At 72.1% G+C, this 19,308-nt stretch carries 18 protein-coding genes; 7 read left to right on the top strand and 11 right to left on the bottom strand.

Features of this window, described 5'->3' with window-relative positions:
* Nucleotides 1-57: 57 nt before the first annotated feature.
* The 5 genes from AB0B02_RS29955 to AB0B02_RS29935 are packed head-to-tail and all read right to left on the bottom strand — an operon-like array spanning nucleotide 58 to nucleotide 5,970.
* Complete coding sequence (locus tag AB0B02_RS29955) at nucleotides 58-651, bottom strand: isochorismatase family cysteine hydrolase (protein ID WP_281940249.1); 594 nt, start codon at nucleotides 649-651, stop codon at nucleotides 58-60.
* Nucleotides 621-2,528: an ABC transporter ATP-binding protein gene (locus AB0B02_RS29950; RefSeq protein WP_281940248.1), complete on the bottom strand. Its 1,908-nt coding sequence runs from the start codon at nucleotides 2,526-2,528 to the stop codon at nucleotides 621-623. The genes AB0B02_RS29955 and AB0B02_RS29950 overlap by 31 nt, the downstream gene beginning before the upstream one ends.
* On the bottom strand, nucleotides 2,515-3,429 hold the full coding sequence (locus AB0B02_RS29945; protein ID WP_281940246.1) for an ABC transporter permease: 915 nt from the start codon (nucleotides 3,427-3,429) through the stop codon (nucleotides 2,515-2,517). Before AB0B02_RS29945 ends, AB0B02_RS29950 begins: the two co-directional genes overlap by 14 nt.
* A complete protein-coding gene (locus tag AB0B02_RS29940) occupies nucleotides 3,426-4,355 on the bottom strand; it encodes an ABC transporter permease (protein ID WP_357306039.1) in 930 nt (309 codons plus the stop codon). Before AB0B02_RS29940 ends, AB0B02_RS29945 begins: the two co-directional genes overlap by 4 nt.
* 13 nt (nucleotides 4,356-4,368) lie before the next feature.
* Nucleotides 4,369-5,970 (bottom strand): ABC transporter substrate-binding protein, encoded by a 1,602-nt coding sequence (locus AB0B02_RS29935; RefSeq protein WP_357306036.1) that lies wholly within the window; start codon nucleotides 5,968-5,970, stop codon nucleotides 4,369-4,371.
* 172 nt (nucleotides 5,971-6,142) lie between these two features.
* Here AB0B02_RS29935 and AB0B02_RS29930 point away from each other — a divergent pair, with 172 nt between their 5' ends.
* Complete coding sequence (locus AB0B02_RS29930; RefSeq protein ID WP_357306032.1) at nucleotides 6,143-7,318, top strand: MFS transporter; 1,176 nt, start codon at nucleotides 6,143-6,145, stop codon at nucleotides 7,316-7,318.
* 24 nt (nucleotides 7,319-7,342) lie between these two features.
* Here AB0B02_RS29930 and AB0B02_RS29925 read toward each other — a convergent pair whose 3' ends face one another.
* The 6 genes from AB0B02_RS29925 to AB0B02_RS29900 form a co-directional block, all read right to left on the bottom strand.
* The gene (locus AB0B02_RS29925; RefSeq protein ID WP_281940238.1) at nucleotides 7,343-8,200 is read right to left on the bottom strand and encodes an amidohydrolase family protein; all 858 of its coding nucleotides are present in this window, start codon (nucleotides 8,198-8,200) and stop codon (nucleotides 7,343-7,345) included.
* A 40-nt stretch (nucleotides 8,201-8,240) separates the two neighbouring features.
* The gene (locus AB0B02_RS29920) at nucleotides 8,241-9,626 is read right to left on the bottom strand and encodes an AMP-binding protein (RefSeq protein ID WP_357306027.1); all 1,386 of its coding nucleotides are present in this window, start codon (nucleotides 9,624-9,626) and stop codon (nucleotides 8,241-8,243) included.
* A gap of 46 nt (nucleotides 9,627-9,672) precedes the next feature.
* Entirely contained in the window at nucleotides 9,673-10,473 is an 801-nt protein-coding gene (locus AB0B02_RS29915; RefSeq protein WP_281940234.1) for an IclR family transcriptional regulator, read from the bottom strand.
* Nucleotides 10,474-10,556: 83 nt separating this feature from the next.
* Nucleotides 10,557-11,999, bottom strand: coding sequence for an MmgE/PrpD family protein (locus AB0B02_RS29910; protein WP_281940232.1), 1,443 nt, complete (start codon nucleotides 11,997-11,999; stop codon nucleotides 10,557-10,559).
* Nucleotides 11,996-12,841: a cyclase family protein gene (locus AB0B02_RS29905; RefSeq protein WP_281940230.1), complete on the bottom strand. Its 846-nt coding sequence runs from the start codon at nucleotides 12,839-12,841 to the stop codon at nucleotides 11,996-11,998. Before AB0B02_RS29905 ends, AB0B02_RS29910 begins: the two co-directional genes overlap by 4 nt.
* Complete coding sequence (locus AB0B02_RS29900) at nucleotides 12,838-14,055, bottom strand: CoA transferase (RefSeq protein WP_281940228.1); 1,218 nt, start codon at nucleotides 14,053-14,055, stop codon at nucleotides 12,838-12,840. Before AB0B02_RS29900 ends, AB0B02_RS29905 begins: the two co-directional genes overlap by 4 nt.
* 217 nt (nucleotides 14,056-14,272) lie before the next feature.
* Here AB0B02_RS29900 and AB0B02_RS29895 point away from each other — a divergent pair, with 217 nt between their 5' ends.
* The 6 genes from AB0B02_RS29895 (at nucleotide 14,273) to AB0B02_RS29870 (ending at nucleotide 19,282) form a co-directional block, all read left to right on the top strand.
* On the top strand, nucleotides 14,273-15,043 hold the full coding sequence (locus tag AB0B02_RS29895; RefSeq protein WP_281940226.1) for an N-acyl homoserine lactonase family protein: 771 nt from the start codon (nucleotides 14,273-14,275) through the stop codon (nucleotides 15,041-15,043).
* Nucleotides 15,036-16,004 (top strand): LLM class flavin-dependent oxidoreductase, encoded by a 969-nt coding sequence (locus tag AB0B02_RS29890; protein ID WP_281940224.1) that lies wholly within the window; start codon nucleotides 15,036-15,038, stop codon nucleotides 16,002-16,004. The genes AB0B02_RS29895 and AB0B02_RS29890 overlap by 8 nt, the downstream gene beginning before the upstream one ends.
* A gap of 106 nt (nucleotides 16,005-16,110) precedes the next feature.
* Complete coding sequence (locus tag AB0B02_RS29885; protein ID WP_281940222.1) at nucleotides 16,111-17,205, top strand: ABC transporter substrate-binding protein; 1,095 nt, start codon at nucleotides 16,111-16,113, stop codon at nucleotides 17,203-17,205.
* A complete protein-coding gene (locus tag AB0B02_RS29880) occupies nucleotides 17,190-17,969 on the top strand; it encodes an ABC transporter ATP-binding protein (RefSeq protein WP_357306020.1) in 780 nt (259 codons plus the stop codon). The genes AB0B02_RS29885 and AB0B02_RS29880 overlap by 16 nt, the downstream gene beginning before the upstream one ends.
* A 3-nt stretch (nucleotides 17,970-17,972) precedes the next feature.
* Nucleotides 17,973-18,797, top strand: coding sequence for an ABC transporter permease (locus tag AB0B02_RS29875; RefSeq protein ID WP_281940219.1), 825 nt, complete (start codon nucleotides 17,973-17,975; stop codon nucleotides 18,795-18,797).
* 11 nt (nucleotides 18,798-18,808) lie between these two features.
* Nucleotides 18,809-19,282, top strand: a complete 474-nt coding sequence (locus tag AB0B02_RS29870; protein WP_281940218.1) for a RidA family protein — start codon at nucleotides 18,809-18,811, stop codon at nucleotides 19,280-19,282.
* Nucleotides 19,283-19,308 lie beyond the last annotated feature (26 nt).

The following is a 19,308-nucleotide window of genomic DNA, read 5'->3' as shown; positions in this document are numbered from 1 at the left end:
GACCCCGTCGTCGCGCGGGCGGTCCCGGGGCCGGTACGGCGTGCCGCCCGGGCGGGTTCAGGCGGACAGCACGGCGGCGGCGGAGCGGACGGCGCCGACGGCGTGCGCGAGGGTGGCCAGCGTGGCCCGCTGCACCTGCTCCGCCGGCAGGTCGAAGCCGGCGGCGGTGACCGGCAGCGCGGCGGTCAGGTCGGCGACCACCAGCACGTCGAGGTCGCGGGCGCGGGCGTCCTGGGCCGTGGCCTGGACACAGATGTTGGTGGTGACGCCGGTGAGCACCACCCGGTCCGCGCCGAGCGTGCGCAGCACCACCTCCAGGTCGGTGCCGTAGAACGCCGACTGGCGGGGCTTGACCACCCGGATCTCGTCGTCGCGGGCGCCGAGGCCGGGATGCAGGTCGGCGGCCGGGCTCCGGAACAGCTCGTCGACCGCCGCGCCGTACCCGGCGGTGGTGGCGGCGCCCATCGACACGCCGGGGCGCAGCTCGCGGGTCACCCAGACCAGCGGCACGTCCCGGGCGCGGGCCGCGTCGGCGAACCGGGCGATCCGGTCCACCAGCCCGGCGGCGTCCGGGACGGCCAGCGGGCCGGTGACGTACTTGCGTTGGACGTCGATGACGATCAGGGCGTCGCCGGGGCCGAGGGGACGCACGGCTCCTCCCTCCGGATCGTCGGGCGGTCCCGGTACCGGCCGAGGTCGGCCTCGGGGTCGAGCACCGCGTCGAGGAGTTGCCGGGTGTACGCCGCCGCCGGCCGCTGGTAGATCGCGTCGACCCGGTCCAGTTCGACGATCTTCCCGGTGGACATGACCGCCACCCGGTCGGAGATGTAGGCCACCGCCGCCAGGTCGTGCCCGATGAACAGGTACGTCAGGCCGAGCCGGGCCTGGAGGTCGCGCAGCAGGTTGAGGATCTGCGCCTGGATGGAGAGGTCCAACGCGGCGACCGGCTCGTCCAGCACCATCAGCGCGGGTTCCAGCGCGAGCGCGCGGGCGATGGCGACCCGCTGGGCCTGCCCGCCCGAGAGCTGGTGCGGGAAGCGTGCGGCGTAGTCGCCGTCCAGCCCGACCAGGTCGAGCAGTTCGGTGACCCGGTCCCGCCGCTGGGCCTTCGACCCGCGTCTGTGCACCAGCAGCGGCTCGTCGACGATCTGCCCGATGGTCATCCGGGGGTCCATCGAGGAGTACGGGTCCTGGAAGACCACCTGGAGGTCACGGCGGACGTCCCGCATGGCCTTGCCGGAGAGCCGGGCGATGTCGACGCCGCCGATGACCACCCGTCCGGAGGTGGGGGCGAGCAGCCCGGACATGATCATGGCGGTGGTGGACTTGCCGGACCCGGACTCCCCCACCAGGCCGAGCGTGGTGCCCTTCGGGATGGTGAAGGAGACGTCGTCCACCGCCCGCAGCACCCGGGCCTTCCGGCCGGAGCCGAGGGGATACTCCTTGACCAGGTTCTCGACCACCACGAACGGTTGTTCCGCGTCGCCGGGCCGGGCGTCGACGAGCGGTTCGCCGCCCTCGCGCCAGTAGCCGAGGTCGCCGTCGGCGGTCAGCCGGCCGGTCCAGTGGCAGGCCGCGACCTGGCCGGCGCCGCTCGGTTGCAGGACCGGCAGTTCCTCGGCGCAGCGGTCGGTGGCGAACCGGCACCGGGGGTGGAAGGAGCACCCGGCCGGCAGCCGGGCCGCGTTCGGTGGCGCGCCGGGAATGGCGGTCAGCGTGGACCGGAGCCGCCGCAACCGGGGCAGCGACCCGAGCAGCGCGGCGGTGTACGGGTGGCCGGGTTCGTGCAGCACCTGCTCCGCGGTGCCGTACTCGACGACGCGGCCGGCGTACATGACGGCGACCCGGTCGGCGACGGCCGCCGCCACGCCGATGTCGTGGGTGATCAGGACGACGCCCATCGACAGGCGGTCCCGCAGCTCGATCATGGTCTCCAGCACCGCGCCCCGGACGCTGGTGTCCAGCGCGGTGGTCGGCTCGTCGGCGAGGAAGAGCGGCGGGTCCAGGGCGATCGCCATGGCGATCATGACCCGTTGGCGCATACCGCCGGAGAGTTCGTGCGGGTACTGCTTCGCCCGCCGGCCCGGGTCGTCGATCCGGACCACGCCCAGCAGCTCGACCGCCCGTTCCCAGGCGTCCTTCGCCGACGCCCCCCGGTGCACCCGCAGGATCTCGGCGATCTGGTCGCCGACGGTGAAGCTGGGGTCCAGCGAACTCATCGGGTCCTGGAACACCATGCCGTAGTTCTCGGCGCAGAACCGGCGCAGCTTCGCGCCGCGCAGCCCGAGCACGTCCCGGCCCTGGAAGCGGACCCGGCCGGCGGTGTGGCCGTTGGCCGGCAGCAGCCCGGCGACGGCGTGCAACGAGACGCTCTTGCCGGAGCCGGACTCGCCGAGCACCACCAGGGTCTCGCCCTGCCGCACCGACCAGGTGGCGCCCCGGACGGCGTGCACCGGCCCCCGGAGGGTGTCGAAGGTGACGTCCAGCCCGTCGACCTCGAGCAGCGGTACGGCGTCAGCGCCGGCCATGCGGATCCCACCTCTCACTCAGCCAGTCACCGACGACGTTGACGCTCAACACGACCAGGGTGATGGCCACGCCGGGAACCAGCGGGATCCACCAGGCGGTGTCGAGGTAGCCGCGGCTGGCGCTCAGCATCCCGCCCCAGGTGGCGGTGGGCGGCGGCACGCCGAGCCCGAGGAAGCTGAGCGAACTCTCGATGACGATGGACCGGGCCACCACGAACGTCCAGACGACGATGAGCGGACCGGCGATGTTGGGCAGCACGTGCCGGGCGAGGATGCCGGCGCCCCGACGGCCGATGGCGACGGCGGCCCGGAAGTAGTCGGTGGAGACCACGTTCAGCGTCTTGGCGTGGGCGAGCCGGGTGAACGGCACCCATTCCCAGAGCACCAGCACGATGATCAGCACCGACAGTTTGGCGCCGAAGACGGCCACCACGGCGAGGGCGACGATGAGGAACGGGAACGCGGTGAGGATGTCGACCGTCCGCATGATCACCGACTCCACGATGCCCCGGTAGTAGCCGGCGACGACGCCGAGGACGGTGCCGAGCAGGCCGGCGAAGGTGGCCGCGACGAACCCGACGGTGAAGCTGACCCGGCCGCCGTAGATGGCGCGGCTGAGCAGGTCCCGGCCGAGTTCGTCGGTGCCGAGCAGGTGCGCGCCCTCGCCGCCGAACAGCGACGGCGCGGCGAGCCGGTTGAGCAGGGACTGCTCGTTGGGGTCGTACGGCGAGACGGCCGGGGCGAAGATCGCGGCCAGGACGCCGACGACCAGGAAGCCGAGCGCGAGCCGGGCGCCGAAGTGTCTCGGCAGGAGGCGTCGGCGGGGCCGGCGGGGCGCGGGGACGACCTCGGCCACGGGTTCGGCCCCGCCGGGCTCGGGAACGGTCAGCACTGTGCTCATCGGGTCACCAACTGCGCCTTGAGTCGGGGGTCGACCACCTGGTAGAGCAGGTCGACGATGAAGTTGATCAGCACGACGAGCACGCCGATGACGAACACGCCCGCCTGGAGCACCGGGTAGTCGCGGGCGGTGACCGACTCGACCATCAACCGGCCCAGGCCGGGCCAGGAGAACACCGACTCGACCACCACCGACCCGGCGATGAACTGGCCGAGTTCCAGCCCGACGAGCGAGAGCATGGGCACGCTGACGTTGCGCAGGATGTGCCGGTAGCGGATCCGCCGGGTGCTGTAGCCGAGCGAGTTCGCCGTCCGCACGTACCCCTTGCTGAGTTCCTCCAGGGTGTACGCCTGCACCAGCCGCATCTGCCGGGCGCAGATGAAGGCGGCGAGGGTGACGGCCGGCAGGATCAGGCTCATCACCCCCTCCCCGCCGAAGCTCGGCAGCCAGCCCAGGCTGACCGCGAAGATCATGATGAGCACCAGACCGAGCACGAAGTTCGGCACGCTCTGCCCGAGGATGGCGAGGCCGTTGACGGCCCGGCCGAGGAGCCCGTCCCGGTGCACGGCACCGAGCACCCCGGCCGGTACGCCGATTCCGACCGCGATGAGCATCGCGAGGATGGTCAGCAGCGCCGACGCCGGGAACCGGTCCAGCACCAACGCCATCGCGTCGCTGCGGTACTGGTACGAGTCGCCGAAGTCGAGCACCAGCAGGTCACCGAGGAACCTCACGTACTGGACGAGCACCGGTTCGTTCAGCCCGAGGTTGCTGCGGATGGCCGCCAGGGTCTCCGGGTCCGCGTCCGCCCCGGCGATGGCCGAAGCCGGGTCGCCGGAGATCCGGACCAGGAAGAACACCAGGCTGGACAGTCCGAGGATGACCAGGACCAGCTGCAGGAGCCGCTGTCGCAGAAGCTTCGCCACGGTCGGACCCCGTCTAGCCCGTCACCTTGGTGATCAGCTCCCAGGCCGGGTTGCCCGCCTGGTCCACCTTGAATCCCCGGATCTTGTCGGAGCTGGCCCAGACGTCCGGCATGGTCATCACCGCCACCGACGGGACGTCCTCCTTGTAGATCTTCGACAGCTCGCAGAACGCCTGCTGCCGCTCCGGGGTGCCCTCCTCGGCCGAGCGCAGCTTGCCGAACCACTCGTCGTACTTCGGGTTGGAGTAGCCGATGTTGTGCTGGGGGTAGCCGGTGACCAGGCGTTCGAGCTGCACGGAGGCGTCCACGAAGGGTGAGCTGCTCATGCCCCAGGCGAAGAAGTCGGCCCGTTCGGTGCGGTTGTAGTACACGTCGAGGTAGTTGGAGAACTCCATCGGGGCGATCTCCACCGACTCGACCGCGTCCAGCTTGTTGACCATCTCGCCGATCGCCTGGGCCAGCAGCGTGTCGTTGAGGATGAACCCCTGCGAGGTCTGGAACTTCAGCTTGAGCCCGGAGACGCCGGCCTCGGCCATCAGCTTGTTGGCCGCGGCCAGGTCGTACGGGTACCGGGTGACGTCCTTGCAGTAGCCGGACATGAAGCTCGGCGCCAACTGGCCCTGGCCGACCTGACCCTTGCCGCCCATCACGCCCTGGACCAGCGCGTCCAGGTCGAGGGACTGGGCGATGGCCCGCCGGACCCGCACGTCGGTCAGCGGCCCGGAGTCGGTGAACAGGTCCACCACGTAGGTGCGGGGCTCGACCGCGTCGTAGACCGTGAAGGCGCCGGACTCCAGCGGCTTGATCCCGTCGATCGGGACCTTGGTGATGATGTCGACGTCACCGGCGCGCAGGGCGGCCACCCGGGCCGCGTCCTCCGGGATCGCCTTGAAGGTGATCGAGGCCGGCAGCGCCTTGCCCTGTCCGGAGTTGGGGTTCGGCACCAGCACGAGTTCCTTGCCGGGGACGAACTTCTCGACCATGAACGCGCCGGTGCCGATGGGCTTGGCGTTGAACGCCTTCGCGCCCACCCGCGCGTGCTCCTTGGGCGGGACGATCGGCATCGCGCCGAGCAGCCGGGGCAGGATCGCCTCCGGGGCGCTCATGGTGAACCGGATGGTGGTGGCGTCGACCGCTTCGACCTGCTTGATGATGCCGAGCTTGCCGCGGATGCTCGCCTCGTTCTTCGGGTCGAGCATGAACTTGGTGGAGTAGACGACGGCGTCGGCGTCGACCGGCTCGCCGTTGGCGAACTTCAGGTCCTTGCGGAGGACGAACTGCCAGGTCAGGTCGTTGACGCGGGTCCACGACTCGGCGACGCCGGGGACCACCTTGGCGCCCTCGCCGAGGGTGTCGACCCGGGTCAGCAGGGACCAGACCGGGTAGGCGTAGAAAGAACGCGGCGGGGACGTGGCGGAGAATGCGTCCAGGTCGGGGTTGATCACCCCGACCCCGACCACGATGTCCGCCCCGGCTGCTCCCGGGGAGGAGTCCGCCTCCGCCGCACTGTCCCCGTTGGACGAACTACAGGCCGTGGCCAGGAGGGCCACCACCCCGACCAGAGCAGAAACCTTCAGGGCTCTGAACCGGCCGAGAACTCCCGTCTTCGGACTCATCCCGGCACCCCTCTCCCATGCGATTCGCACATTCGATCCGCTTAGCGGAACAGCGTTTCTACACACTAGGTCCGGCTTCTCCGCAGTGTCAACGGCCTGACGTGCCGTTATGGACCCGTGCTCAGGTTTACGGTACGTTCAGCGAAACATCGTTCCGCTGAATGGACCGCTTGTGGCGCCTTCCCTACCGCTCGGTACCGGCGGGATCCTGACCGTCACCGCCCTGTCCGCGGTCGGCGCCACCGGCTACGGAACGCTCGCCCCGGCGATGGCGGAACTCGCCGCCGCGTACCAGGTCTCGGAGGCCGCCGTCGGGCTCCTCCAGGGCGTGATCGCGGTGCCCGGCATCGTGCTGACCGTGGCGCTGGGCGGTCTCTCCGACCGGCTCGGCCGCGGCCGGGTGGCGCTCGGCTGCCTGCTGCTGTTCTCCGTCGCCGGCACCGCCTGCGCGCTCGTCGACTCGTTCGGCACGGCCGTCGTGCTCCGGGCGGTCCAGGGGATCGGCTTCGCCGGCCTGCTCACCATCCCCCCGACCGTGATCGGCGAGACGCTGACCGGCGCGGCCCGGCAACGCGGTCTGGCGGTCAACACCTTCGTGCTGACCACCGCCTCCACCGTCGGCCCGATGGCCGGCGGCGCGGTGGCGAGCCTCGGCGACCCACGCGCCGCGTTCTGGCTCTACGCGCTGGGCGCGCTGCTGGTACCCGGAACCGTCCGGGTGCTCGGGCTCGGCCCCGGCCGGCGGCCGAGCCGGGACCGACGCTCCGCCCGGCTCCTGGCCGACCTGCGACGCGCGGGCGAGCTGCGTACCGTGGTCGGCGCGCTGACCCTGACCACCGTCGTCATCGGCCTGATGACCGCGGCCACCGCGGCGATGCTGCCGCTGGCCCTGGACCGGGTCTTCGAGGTGCCCCTGGCGGCCCGGGGTCTGCTCGTCGGGCTCGGCAACGTGGGCAGTCTCGCCGCGTCGGCGGCCCTGGCCCTGCTCGCCGGGCGGACCGCCGACCGGCACGTCGCCCGGATCGGGCTCGGGTTGTGCGCGGTCTCCCTGCTGCTCACCGCCGCCGCCCCGGCGGTGTGGGTGGTGGCGGTCGCCGTGGTGCTCCTCGGCGTCGGGGTGGGCTGCGCGTACAACGCCTCCGTGCACGCCGTCTCCCGGCAGCCGGTCGACGGCCGGGGCATGCTCATCGGCGCGTGGTCGGCGTCGTCGCGGCTCGGCCAGTCCACCGGCCCGGCCCTGGGCGCGCTGCTGGTCGGCGTGGTCGGCCCGATGGCCGCGTTCTCAGTCGGTGGCGCCGCCGCCGCGGTCGCGCTCGTCGCACTCACCGCGGCCGGCCGGCGTCGGTGACGCACGCCCCGACGGCGGGGTGGATCAGTCGGTCAGACCGTAGAGGCGCAGGGCGTTGTCGCGCAGCACCGCCGTGGCCGACTCCGGCCGCAGGCCCAGCTCGGCGAACTCCGTCATGGCGCGCTCCGGGTCGATCACCGGGTAGTCGGTGCCGAAGATCACCTTCTCCCGGCCGAAGGTGTTCATGTAGTGCACCAGCGCGGCCGGCCAGTGCTTCGGCGCGTACGCGTCCACCCCGATGTACACGTTGGGGTGCTTGTACGCGACCGCGATCATCTCCTCGGTCCACGGCCACCCGGTGTGGATGCCGACCAGCTTCAGCTCGGGGAACTCGCAGGCGACCGTGTCGAGGGTGATCGGCCGGCCGACGCTGCGCAGCGGCCGGGCGTCGTCGTAGCGCAGGCAGTGGCCCACCTGGAGCTGGATCGGCACGTCCAGCTCGGCGCACTTGGCATAGATCGGGTAGTAGCGCCGGTGGTCCGGGGGCAGCCCGAACCAGTGCGGGTACGAGTGCGCGCCGACGAAGCCGTACTCGGTGACCGCCCGTTCCAGGTGCCGCAGCTCGGCCATGCCGGCGGTCGGGTCCAACCCGACCAGGCCGCTGAACCGGTCCGGGTGCGCGGCGACCAGCTCGGCGACGGTCTCGACCTGGAGCGCGAAGCTGTTGACGTCACCGGCCGGGCCGAGCTTCGCGGCGATCAGGAAGGACCGGGCGATCCCGGCCCGGTCCATCTTGGCCAGGTACTCCTCGATCGTCGTCCCGGGCAGCCGGTCCCCAGCGCCGATCTTGCGGCCGAGGAAGTCCTTCGACCAGGCCGGCCGCGCGGCCACGATCTCGGGTGTGTACGGATTGACGACCACGTCGATGGCACCGGTGTACACGGTCAGTCACGACCTTTCTGAGAGCTACGTGTCGACGACGTCAGCCGACGTGGCGGCGGTCGACGAGACGACGGGGTTTGGCGTCGGCCAGCGGGTCGTAGATGTCGTCCACGCCGACCACCCGCACCTCGGGCGTGAGGTGGGTCAGGTCGCGGATCCGCGACCGCACGGCCGAGACCAGCGCGTCGGCGTCGCGGCCCGCGACCGGGGCGACCTCGACCACCACGCCGTCGCCGGAGAGCGCGTCGCCGGGGTGCAGGTGGTCGAGGACCACCCGGTACTCGGCGACGCCGGCCAGGTCGACCAGGGCGTCGCCGAGCACGGTCAGGTTGACAAGCGTGCCGTTGACCTTGACCAGGTCCTTGGTGCGGACCGGCTGGGAGACGATCCGCTCGGCGGTCCGCCCGCAGGCACACCGTTCCCGGGTCAGCCGGACGATGTCGCCGACGGCGTACCGGAGGAAGGCGGTGCCCCGGGCCCGCAGGTGGGTGATGAGCAGCAGGCCGGGTTCCCCGTCGGGCACCGGCTCGCCGCTGGCCGCGTCGACGGTCTCCAGGTGGATCAGGCCCGGGGTGGGATTGTGCCAGCCCGTTCCCGCCCCGCACTCGATCATCGACCAGCCCTCGGTCGAGCCGTAGCGGTTCGCGACCCGGGCCGTCTCCGCGCCCACCGCGCGCAGCCGGGCGCGCAGGTCCTCGACGCCGGCGGCGCTCGTCGCCTCGCCGGTGACGAAGCACCAGCGGACCGTGGGCAGCCGCAGCCCGCGTTCGGCGGCCCGGATCAGCACCCGGCGGACGAACCCGGCGACCCCCCACAGCACCGTCGCGCCGTGTGCCGCCACCAGGTCGATCGCCTCGTCGAGCCGGCGGTGCACCGGCCAGTCCGGCGAGGGGCGGCCGGTGTGCCCCTGGAAGATGGTCGCCCCGATCGCCGCCGCCGTCCGGTCGGCGCGGATCCGGGCGCCCATCGGGAACGGGGTGAGCGGGAAGAGGTTCGCGATCACCTCGTCGGCGCCGAGACCGAGCAGCCGGGCGCAGCGCCGGGCGTGCAGCAGGTAGGCCCAGTCGTCGCTGGTGGTGACGTAGAGCGGGGCGGGCGCGCCGCTGGTGGTGCCGGTGGTGTAGATGACGTACGCGAGGGTGCGTTCGGCGACCGGCAGGTCGGCCGGGGCGGTCAACCGGAAGGACTCGGGGTCACCGAGGAAGTCCTGCTTGCCGGTGACCGGAAGCCGGCGCAGGTCCGCGACCCCGCGTACCCGGTCCGGGTCGACGCCGGTGCGCGCGAAGAGTCGACGGTAGTGGGGGTGGTGCCGAGCCAGCAGCTGGACCTGCGCCGCGATCAGCGGGTCGCGTAGCCGCTCCACCTCGCCGGGGTCCGCGTAGAGCACCGAGTCGCCCGATGGGTCGAGCGCGGATGGCACCGACACCGCTGTTCCCTCCCGCGGGGCAGCCCGGCCCCACCACTGGCGGGCATCACTCCGTGGAGCGTTGCCCGATGATCTCCGACTCCCGGTGGCCCATCAGGGCCGAGAGTCGCCGTACGGCGTCCAGCAGCGCGTCGGCCGCCTCGTCGATCTTCGGTTCGAAGCGGCGCAGTGGGCCGCACACGCTGATCGCCGCGGTCGGCTTGCCCCGGTGGTCGAAGACCGGGGCGGCCACCGAGGCGGCGTCGGCCTGACGCTCCCCCAGCGACCGGGCGTACCCGCGCCTGCGGATGCGGTCCAGGTCGGCGCGGAGCTGCTCGGGCGTGGTGATGGTGGTGTCGGTCAGCCGCTCGAACGGGCCGGTGGCGAGGTAGGCGTCCTGCTCCTCGGGGTCGAGGAAGGCCAGCAGCGCCTTCGACGACGAACCGGCGTGCAGCGGGTACGGGTGGCCGAGCCGCACCGACATGCGGATGTCGGTGGGCGGGGTCTCCTGGTCGATGTAGATCCGGGTCCAGCCGCTGCGGATGGAGAGGGTGGAGGTTTCCTGGGTGGCCGTGACCAGCTCGTGCAGGATCGGCTGAGCCATTCGACGCACGTCGATGCCTTCGAAGTAGGTCAGGCCGAGCTTGAGGGCCGCGTGGCCGAGCGCGTACCGGCGGGTCTGCGGCTCGATCTGGATGTAGTCCTTCTCCAGCAGGGTCGACAGGATCCGGTGCACGACGGCCTTCGACAGCCCGAGCGCCTTGGAGATCTCGGTGACCCCGAGGGTGGACTCCCTCCGTTCGGTGAAGAGGGTGAGCACCTCCATCGCGCGGCCCACGGTGAGAATCGTCTTGCTGGTCTCGGTCACTGAGAGTCCCTCCGCTGCGGCGTCGGACCACTTCGGTCCGTGACGCGGCGAACGAGATTGTACGCCGGGGGCGACGTAGTTCCTCACAGCGGAATACCGTTCTCGAACATCAGCGGGCTGAGCAGGTCATCCACCGAGGCCGCGTCCGGCAGCGCCAGGGCGGCCCGGGCGATCGCGGTCACCCGCTCCGGCGGCAACACCCGACCGGCGTTGTCGCGGAACTTGCCGGCGACCTCGTCGTCGGTGAGCGGGCGGTGCGAGCCGCCCCGGTTGGCGAGCACGGCCTCCTCGAGCAGCCGGCCGTCGGTGGTGCGCACCCGCAGCACGGCCGGGAACTGGTGCGGGAAGATCTCGTCGCAGCGCGGGTCGGCGACCACGGTGACCCGGCTCATCAGGCGCCGCCGGGCCGGGTCACGGGCCAGGTCGTCGGTGAAGTCGTCCAGCCCCAGACCCAGACCGCCGCCGCCGAGCAGCGCGGCCGCGACGGTGTACGGGCCGGAGAACTGCGCCTGGTAACCGGTCTCCGGGGCCTGCTTGACGTCGAGGGGCTCGCCGATGGTGCGGACGGTGGCGGTCGGCACGGCCAGTTCGACGCTGGCCACGTCGGCCGGGCGCAGGCCGGCGTCCCGCAGCGCCAGCGCGGCGTCGATGCCGGCGTGCGTGAAGTGGTTCGCCGGGTACGGCTTGAAGAAGATCCCCGGCACCTCCCACCGCTGGCCGAGCCCGTCGGTGACCGCCCCGGCGTCGAACTCGCCGCCGAGGAACGCCTGGAAGAAGCCGAAGCGCCCCTCCAGCAGGGTCGCCGGGCCGGTGATCCCGCGTTGGGCGAGCTGCGCGGCGTACACGCCGGCGTGTGCGGCCCAGCCGCAGTGCATCCGTTTGACGGTGCCGCCGGTGCGGTTGCTCTCGATGATCCCGGACGCCATGCTGGCCGCGATGCCCATGGCGTGCAGCACGCCGTCGGCGGAGAGACCGAGCAGTTTCGCGGCGGCGGCGGCCGAGCCCACCGCCCCGCACATCGAAGTGGCGTGCTGTCCCCGGTCGAAGTACCGGTTCGCCCCGGTGGCGGCGTCGTAACCGGCCATCCCCACCCGTACGCAGATCTCCAGGCCGACCGCGATGGCGGCGACCACCTCCGCGCCGGTGGCCCGGGTCGGCTCGGCGACGGCCAGCGCCGCCGGGACCACGCTGGCGCTGGGGTGCAGCACCGACGGCAGGTGGGTGTCGTCGTAGTCGAGCGAGTGGGCGAGCACACCGTGGGCGAACGCCGCCTCGCTGGCCGGCACCCGCTGGCGCAGCCCGACCACCCGGGCGTCCGGCCGGCCGCCCCGCTCGGCGACCAGGTCGAGCACGGCCACGCTGGTGGGCAGCGTGGTGGCGGCGACTGCGATACCCAGCACGTCCAGCACCCGTTGGGCGACACTGCGCACCACCGGCGGGGGCAGGGGAACGCCGGCCGGGCCGTGGGCCGCGGCGAACGCGGCGAGCTGCCCGCCCAGGGTGGCCGCCGGCGACGTGGCGGTCATCCGGACACGACCAGGGCGAGCGGGCGGACCGGGCTGCCGGTCGCGCCGACGATGTTCAGGTGCGCCAGGACGACTGTGAACTCCCGCACCCCGGACTCGGCCAGTTCCTCCAGGGCCATCGCCTCGATGAGGTTGATGCCGTGTTCGGCGAGCAGCACCCGGTGCGCGGGCAGCAGGGCGTGCCCGGACCCGGCGGCGAGGCGTTCGAAGGCGATGGTGTCCGCACCGGCCAGCCGCACGTTGCGGGCGGCGATCCACCGGGCCCCGGCCTCGCCGACGCCGGGCACCCCGGTCGCGTGTCCGATGTATGCCTCGCGGTCGTCGTAGCGGCGCCCCCAGCCGCTGCGCACCAGGACCACGTCGCCCGGTCCGACCGGGGTGCCCTGCCGGGCGACGGTGGCGTCCAGGTCGGCGGGCGTGATCTCGTACGCCGGGTCGAGGACGGGCACCCCGAGCGCGGCCGGCACGTCGAGCAGCACCCCGCGGCCGACCAGCGGGGGCAGTTCGTCGATCGCCCCGGTGGTGAAGCCGCCGCCGGTCTGCGCCCGCATCGCGTCGGCGCCGTCGTGCAGCCGGCCGTCGACGGAGACGTGCGCGAGGGCGTCGATGTGCGTGCCGACGTGGGTGCCCAGCGAGATCAGGTCGTTGGCGGCGGACATCCCGTCGGCCCGGTAGCTGTCGCCGTGGCGACGGGGCAGGGTGTGCCAGAACGGCGGGTGGTTCGGCGACTGGGGCATGCCGATACGCAACGGCCGGCCCAGGTCGAAGACCCGGACGCCCGCCTCGACGGCGGCGAGCAGGACGTCGCCGCGCCGCTCGCTCGGGATGGTCTCCACGGTCATCGCAGCACTCCCCGGTCTCGCAGCTCGGCGAGTCGTTCCGCGCCGATGCCCAGTTCGTCGCCGAGCACCTCGTCGGTGTCGGCCCCCACGCCCCGCCCGGTGAAGCGGATCTCACCGGGGGTGGCGCTCATCCGGAACAGCACGTTCTGCATCCGGATCTGGCCCAGGTCCGGATCGGGCACCTGGGTGATCATGTCCAGCGCCCTGACCTGCGGGTCGGCCAGGAGTTCGTCAGGCGCGTACACCGGCGCGACGGCGGCCCCGGCGGCGGTGAACGAATCGATCACCTCGGCCCGGCTCCGCGCGCCGATCCAGTCGGCCACGTACCCGTCGAGCAGGTCGGCGTGCCGCGCCCGGCCGGCGCCGGTGGCGAACCACTCCTCGCTGATCACCTCGGCGTGCCCGACCAGGGTCAGCACCCGCTCGGCGATGGAGTTCGCCGAGGTGGAGATGGCCACCCAGTGCCCGTCGGCGGTCCGGTACGTGTTGCGCGGGGCGTTGTTCAGCGACCGGTTGCCGGTCCGTTGCTGGACCACGCCGAGCTGGTCGACGTAGATGACGCTCGGGCCGACCGCCGTCATGATCGGTTCCAGGATGTCGAGGTCGATCTCCTGGCCGGTGCCGTCGCCGGTGGCCCGCGCGTAGAGGGCGGTCAGCACCGCCGCCGCGCCGGTGATCCCGGCGATGGAGTCGGCCAGCCCGAAGGCGGGCAGCATCGGCGGTCCGTCCGGCGACCCGGTCAGGTGGGCGAAGCCGCTCATCGACTCGGCGAGGGTGCCGAAGCCGGGGCGGGCGGCGTACGGGCCGGTCTGCCCGAAGCCGGTGACCCGCAGCAGCACCAGCGCGGGGTTGAGCGCCCGCAGGTCCGCCCAGCCCAGGCCCCAGCGTTCCAGCGTGCCGGGGCGGAAGTTCTCGACCACCACGTCGGCGGTGCGGACCAGCTCCCGGAAGATCTCCTGACCCTCCGGGTCGCCCAGGTAGAGCCCGACGGTCCGCTTGTTGCGGCCGATCATCTTCCACCAGAGGCCGACGCCGTCCTTGCTGAGGCCGTGGCCCCGCATGCCGTCCCCGTGCCGCGGGTGTTCGATCTTGATCACGTCGGCGCCGAAGTCGCCGAGGATCTGACAGGTCAACGGACCCGCCAGGATCGTCGACACGTCGAGCACCCGGACACCGTCCAGCGCCCGCCGGCTCCGCGACTCCTGACCACCCACCCGGCCCACTCCCGTCGTTGAGGCGTTCCGTTAGCGGGAACGTCGTTCCTCAAACCGTACCGAGTGCCGGACCCGCTGGTCAAGGAAAGGAAACGGCGATCCGTCAGCCCTGGGCTTCGCTCTCACGCGCTGTTACGGTACCGCTCTACGGAATGGTGTTCCACCAGCCGGTCCAGCGTTGAGCAATCGACGGGTGGTCCGTCGGGGCGGGAGGACGATGACATCGCAGATCGTGCCGGTACGGGTGGGCCGCGCCCCCGGCATCCGGCGGGCCGACCTGCTCTGGGGGCAGCATCCCGGGGAGACGGTGGAGAGCCCGCACGTCATCTGGGTGGTCCGGGACGACCGTGGCGACGTGACGATCCTGGACACCGGCTCGCCGGACGCGGAGTGGGTGACCCGGCACCACCGGCCGTTCGAGCGCACCGCCGAGGAGGAACCGGCCGCCGCGCTCGCCGCCGCCGGCGTGGACCCGGCCGCGGTCCGGACGGTCGTGCTCAGCCACCTGCACTACGACCACTGTGGCAACAACCACCTGTTCCCGAACGCGGAGTTCGTGGTGCAGCGCAGCGAGGTCGCGTACGCCGTCGCGCCGTACCCGGTGCACCAGGCCGCCTACGAGGCGCCGGCGCTCGGCTTCACCCCCCGCTGGCTGGCCACCATGGACCGGACCCGGCTGATCGAGGGCGACGTCACGCTCCGTCCCGGTCTGCGGTTGCTGCACATCCCGGGGCACACGCCCGGCATGACCGCCCTGGTGGTGGACACCGCCGCCGGCCGGTACGCCCTCGCCGGGGACCACTGCGCCCAGTTCGAGAACTGGCGGGGCGCCGGGCCCTACCGGGTGGTCCCGTCCCGGACCCACGTGAACCTGGCGGACTACTACCGGTCCTTCGACCGGTTGGCCGAACACGCCGACGTGGTGCTCCCCGGCCACGACATGCGGGTGTTCGACCAGGCCAGCTACCCGGCGGTGGACCGTGGCTAGGCTCCGGCTGGGAGTCCGGCTGCCCGAGGGCGGGTCGGACGTGCGCCGTACCGTCGCCCAGGCGGTCGCCGCCGAGGCGATGGGGTACGACTCGGTCTGGCTCGGCGAGCACCACGGCTACCCCACCTACTGGCCCTCGCCGCAGCTGGTGCTCGCAGCGGTCGCGGCCCGGACCGACCGGGTCCGCCTGGGCACGAACATCCTGATCCTGCCGCTGGCCGACCCGGTCCGACTGGCCGGGGAGTTCGCGTTGCTGAGCAACCTCAGCGAGGGCCGGGCGGTGCTCGGCGCGGGGATCGGCTGGGACGAGCCGGAGTTCGCCGCGCTGGGCGCCAACGCCCGCCGGCGGGGCGCCGTCACCGACCGTCACCTGGCCCTGATGGACCGGCTCTGGCACCAGGAGTCGGTCTCCTACCGGGACGACGACCGCACCCTGGCCGACTTCACGCTCTCCCCCCGCCCCGCCTGGCCGGTCCCGGTCTGGGTCGGCGGCCGGTCGGTCGCCGCGATGCGCAGGGCGGCCCGCCACGGCGAGGCCTGGTTCCCGGACGCGGCGCTCACCGTGGACGAGGTCGTCCGGGGCTTCGCGACCGTGGACCAGCACCGGGCCGCCTCGGGCCGGCCACCGGCCGCGTTCCGGCCCCTGGTCCGGCACGTGGTGCTGGGCGAGACGGACGCGCGGGCCCGGCGGGACGCCGAGGAGTACCTGCGCGTCTCGCACGAACTGCACCTGCTGCGCGGCAATCCCATGGTGACCCAGGCCAGCGTCGGCGACTTCGCGAGCCGGCTGGCCGACCGGTACGTGGTGGGTGACCTCGCCACCTGCGTCGACTGGGTGCGACGACTGGAGACCGAGGTCGGGGTGACCGATCTGGTGGTCAAGTTCGCCGGTCGGATCAGCGGCGACGACGCGCTGGCACAGATGGCCGACTTTGCCACCGCCGTCCGGGCGATGTCTTGACAGCGATCCCGACCACTCCCTAGCTTCATCGTCTATAGAAACGATGTTCCGCCAAACGGAACATGACACTCGGGGGCCCATCCGGAACGGTCGTGGAGGTAGTCGGATGATCAGAAAGCGGTTGTTCCTCGCCGGAGTGCTCGCCGTGGCGCTCTCCGCCACCGGGTGCGGCGACGACGGCGCGGGCGGCGGCGCCGACGCGAACGGAGTCAGCAAGGTCCGCTACGTCTACTGCGCCGAGACGCTCGCCGCCAGCGGCGCGCCGTTCTGGATCGGCGAGAAGCTCGGCTACTTCGCCGAGGAGAAGATCTCCCTCGAGATGCTGCCCGTCGCCGGCGGCACCGGCGCCTGCCTGCAACTGCTCGCCGCCGGCCAGGCCGACATCTCCGCGCCCAGCCCGGACGTGCTGGTGCAGGCCGCCGCGGACGGACGCAACCTGGACCTGCGGTACTTCTACGAGGTCGCGCCGAAGTTCCTCTTCGACGCGACGGTCCTGCCGGACAGCCCGGTCCGGTCGTTCGCCGACCTGAAGGACGCCACCATCGGCCTGGCCTCGCTGGGCGGCAGTTTCGAACTCTTCGCCAAGGCCGGCCTGCGCGCCGCCGGCGTCGACCCGGCCTCGGTCGACTTCGTCGCCGTCGGCACCGAGGCGGCGGCGGCCGAGTCGCTCAAGAAGGGCGACATCGACGCGCTGATCATCAACGACGTCCGGTACGCCGCGCTGGAGGCCGCCGGATACCAGTTCCGCTACCTCGACAAGCCCGGCGTGACCGCGAACCTCTTCGGCGCCGGGCTGCTGGCCCGCAACGCCTGGCTGACCGAGAACCCCGAGGCGGCGGCGGGATACGCCCGCGCCTACACCAAATCCGTGCTGTTCGCCAAGGCCAACCCGGAGGCGGCCATCCGCATCCACTGGGAGCAGTACCCGCAGTTCGCCCCCACCGGCGACCGGGCCAAGGCCATGCAGGCCGCGCTGCCGGTGCTCAAACGCCGGATCGACGTGATCGAGGACGACGGTTCGGCGGAGAAGCCGTACGGCCAGTTCACCGCGGAGTCGTGGCAGGCGTACGTCCAGTTCCTCGGCGTCCAGGACAAGGTCAAGGACGTCTCGGCGTTCTACACCAACGACGTGGCCGCCAAGATCGGCACGATCGACGCGGCGGCGGTCCAGGCGAAGGCGACCTCGTGGCCGACCTCGTGACCCGGACGCCGGTGGTGTCGGCCCGGGGCCTGTCCAAGGTGTACGGCACCCGGACCGGCACGCCGGTCGTCGCCCTGACGGACGTGTCGTTCGACGTGGCCGAGGGGGAGTTCGTCTCCATCCTCGGCCCGTCCGGGTGCGGCAAATCGACCCTGCTGCGCATCGTCGCCGGCCTGACCGGCGAGACCGGGGGCACGGTGGACATCAACGCCGCCGGCACCGGACCGGGCACCGACGTGGGCCTGATGTTCCAGCAGGCGGTGCTGCTGCCGTGGCGGACCGTCGAGCAGAACGTCGCCCTGCCCGGGATCGTGGCCGGCCGCCGGTTCCGGGACGTACGGCCCCGGGCCCGGGCCCTGATCGAGATGGTCGGGCTGGACGGGTTCGCCGAGAAGTACCCCGGCGAACTCTCCGGCGGCATGCAGCAACGTGCCGCGCTGGCCCGCTCACTGTTGCAGGATCCCCGGCTGCTGCTGCTCGACGAGCCGTTCGGGGCCCTGGACGCGATGACCCGGGACCAGATGAACCTCGAGGTGGAGCGCGTCCGGCAGCAGACCGGCAAGACCATCCTGCTGGTCACGCACAGCATCGCCGAGGCGGTGTTCCTCTCCGACCGGATCATCGTGATGACCGGACGCCCCGGCACGATCCGCGAGATCGTCGACGTCACCCTGCCCCGGCCGCGCGAACTCGAGGTCACCGGCTCGGCGGACTTCGGCGCGTACACCAACCAGATCCGTCAGCTTCTCGACCGACCGGAGTGACGCATGGCAGTGTCGGAGAAAGTCCTGTCCGCCCGCAAACTCCCCGGCGGCGCGGAGCCCGCCGAGCGACGCCTCACCGCGCGACTCTGGTTCCCGGTCTCCCTGGTGCTGATCATCGTCGGCTGGGAGGTCGCGGTCCGGGTCACCCAGGTCAACTCGGTGCTCGTCCCCACCCCGGTCAGCGTCGTGCAGTCGCTCTGGCGCGGGCTCGCGCAGACCGGCCCGGCCAGCTTCTACCCGCACTTCTGGCGCACGCTCCAGGAGGTCCTGCTCGGGTTCGGCGGCGGCGTGGTCATCGGCCTCCTGCTGGGCGGCCTGGTCGCCATCTCCCCCACCGCGCAGGCGATCATCCGCCCGTACATCGTCATGATCGAGGCGGTACCGAAGATCGCGATCGCCCCGCTGATGGTGGTCTGGCTGGGCTTCGGCATCGAGTCGAAGGTCGCGCTGGCGGTCCTCGTCACGTTCTTCCCGATCTTCGTGAACACCGTGTCGGGGATGCGTTCGGTGCCGGCCGAGCGGCTCGAACTCATGCGCTCGCTGCGCGCGGGCCGGGCGCTCACCATCCGCCTGGTGATCGTGCCCAGCGCCCTGCCGTTCATCTTCGCCGGCCTGGAGATCGCCGCGGTCTACGCGGTCATCGCCGCGATCGTCAGCGAGTTCGTCAGCGGCCAGATGGGGCTGGGCGTGCTGATCCTCCAGGCCAACTTCCGGCTCGACATCGCCACCGTCTTCGCGATCCTCATCCTGCTCGGGCTGATGGGCATCGGCATGACGAAGCTGATCGAACTGGCCCGCAAACGCATCGTCTTCTGGGACGGGAACTGAGGAGCAGCCACATGGAGATCGAGAAAAAGATCGCGGAGCTCGGCCTGGCGCTGCCGGTGCTGCCGGAGAAGCCGGGCACCCGCCGGGTCCGCGCGGTCCGCACCGGCAACCTCGTGTACCTCGCCGGCCACGGTCCGTTCCACGAGGGGGGCTACCCCTTCAAGGGCCCGGTCGGCGTGGCCATCGGCGTCGCCGAGGCGCGGGCGGCGACCCGCTACAACGCGCTCGCGCTGCTCTCCTCGCTGCGTCAGGAGATCGGTGACCTGGACGACGTGGTCCGGATCGTCAAGATCAACGCGTACGTCTACGGCGAGCCCGGCTTCAACAAACCGTCGGTGGTCGCCGAGGGCTGCTCGGACCTGCTCATGGACCTGTACGGCGAGCGCGGACGGCACGCCCGGTCGGCGGTCACCGTCGCCGCGCTGACGCTGGACATCTGCTGCGAGACGGAGATGATCGTCGAGGTGCGCCCGCCGCGGTCCTGACCATGGTCGAGGGGAAGGAGCCCGGT

This window comes from Micromonospora sp. NPDC049240, assembly GCF_040647835.1.
GTDB lineage: Bacteria > Actinomycetota > Actinomycetes > Mycobacteriales > Micromonosporaceae > Micromonospora.
This window is presented reverse-complemented; position numbering and strand designations above follow the sequence as displayed.

Excerpts from the sequence above, each read along its gene's own strand:
- AB0B02_RS29885 (WP_281940222.1), top strand. The coding sequence starts at position 16,111 with ATGATCAGAAAGCGGTTGTTCCTCGCCGGAGTGCTCGCCGTGGCGCTC.
- AB0B02_RS29875 (WP_281940219.1), top strand. The coding sequence starts at position 17,973 with ATGGCAGTGTCGGAGAAAGTCCTGTCCGCCCGCAAACTCCCCGGCGGC.
- AB0B02_RS29945 (WP_281940246.1), bottom strand. The coding sequence starts at position 3,429 with ATGAGCACAGTGCTGACCGTTCCCGAGCCCGGCGGGGCCGAACCCGTG.
- AB0B02_RS29950 (WP_281940248.1), bottom strand. The coding sequence starts at position 2,528 with ATGGCCGGCGCTGACGCCGTACCGCTGCTCGAGGTCGACGGGCTGGAC.
- AB0B02_RS29910 (WP_281940232.1), bottom strand. The coding sequence starts at position 11,999 with ATGACCGCCACGTCGCCGGCGGCCACCCTGGGCGGGCAGCTCGCCGCG.
- AB0B02_RS29895 (WP_281940226.1), top strand. The coding sequence starts at position 14,273 with ATGACATCGCAGATCGTGCCGGTACGGGTGGGCCGCGCCCCCGGCATC.
- AB0B02_RS29935 (WP_357306036.1), bottom strand. The coding sequence starts at position 5,970 with ATGAGTCCGAAGACGGGAGTTCTCGGCCGGTTCAGAGCCCTGAAGGTT.
- AB0B02_RS29870 (WP_281940218.1), top strand. The coding sequence starts at position 18,809 with ATGGAGATCGAGAAAAAGATCGCGGAGCTCGGCCTGGCGCTGCCGGTG.
- AB0B02_RS29905 (WP_281940230.1), bottom strand. The coding sequence starts at position 12,841 with ATGACCGTGGAGACCATCCCGAGCGAGCGGCGCGGCGACGTCCTGCTC.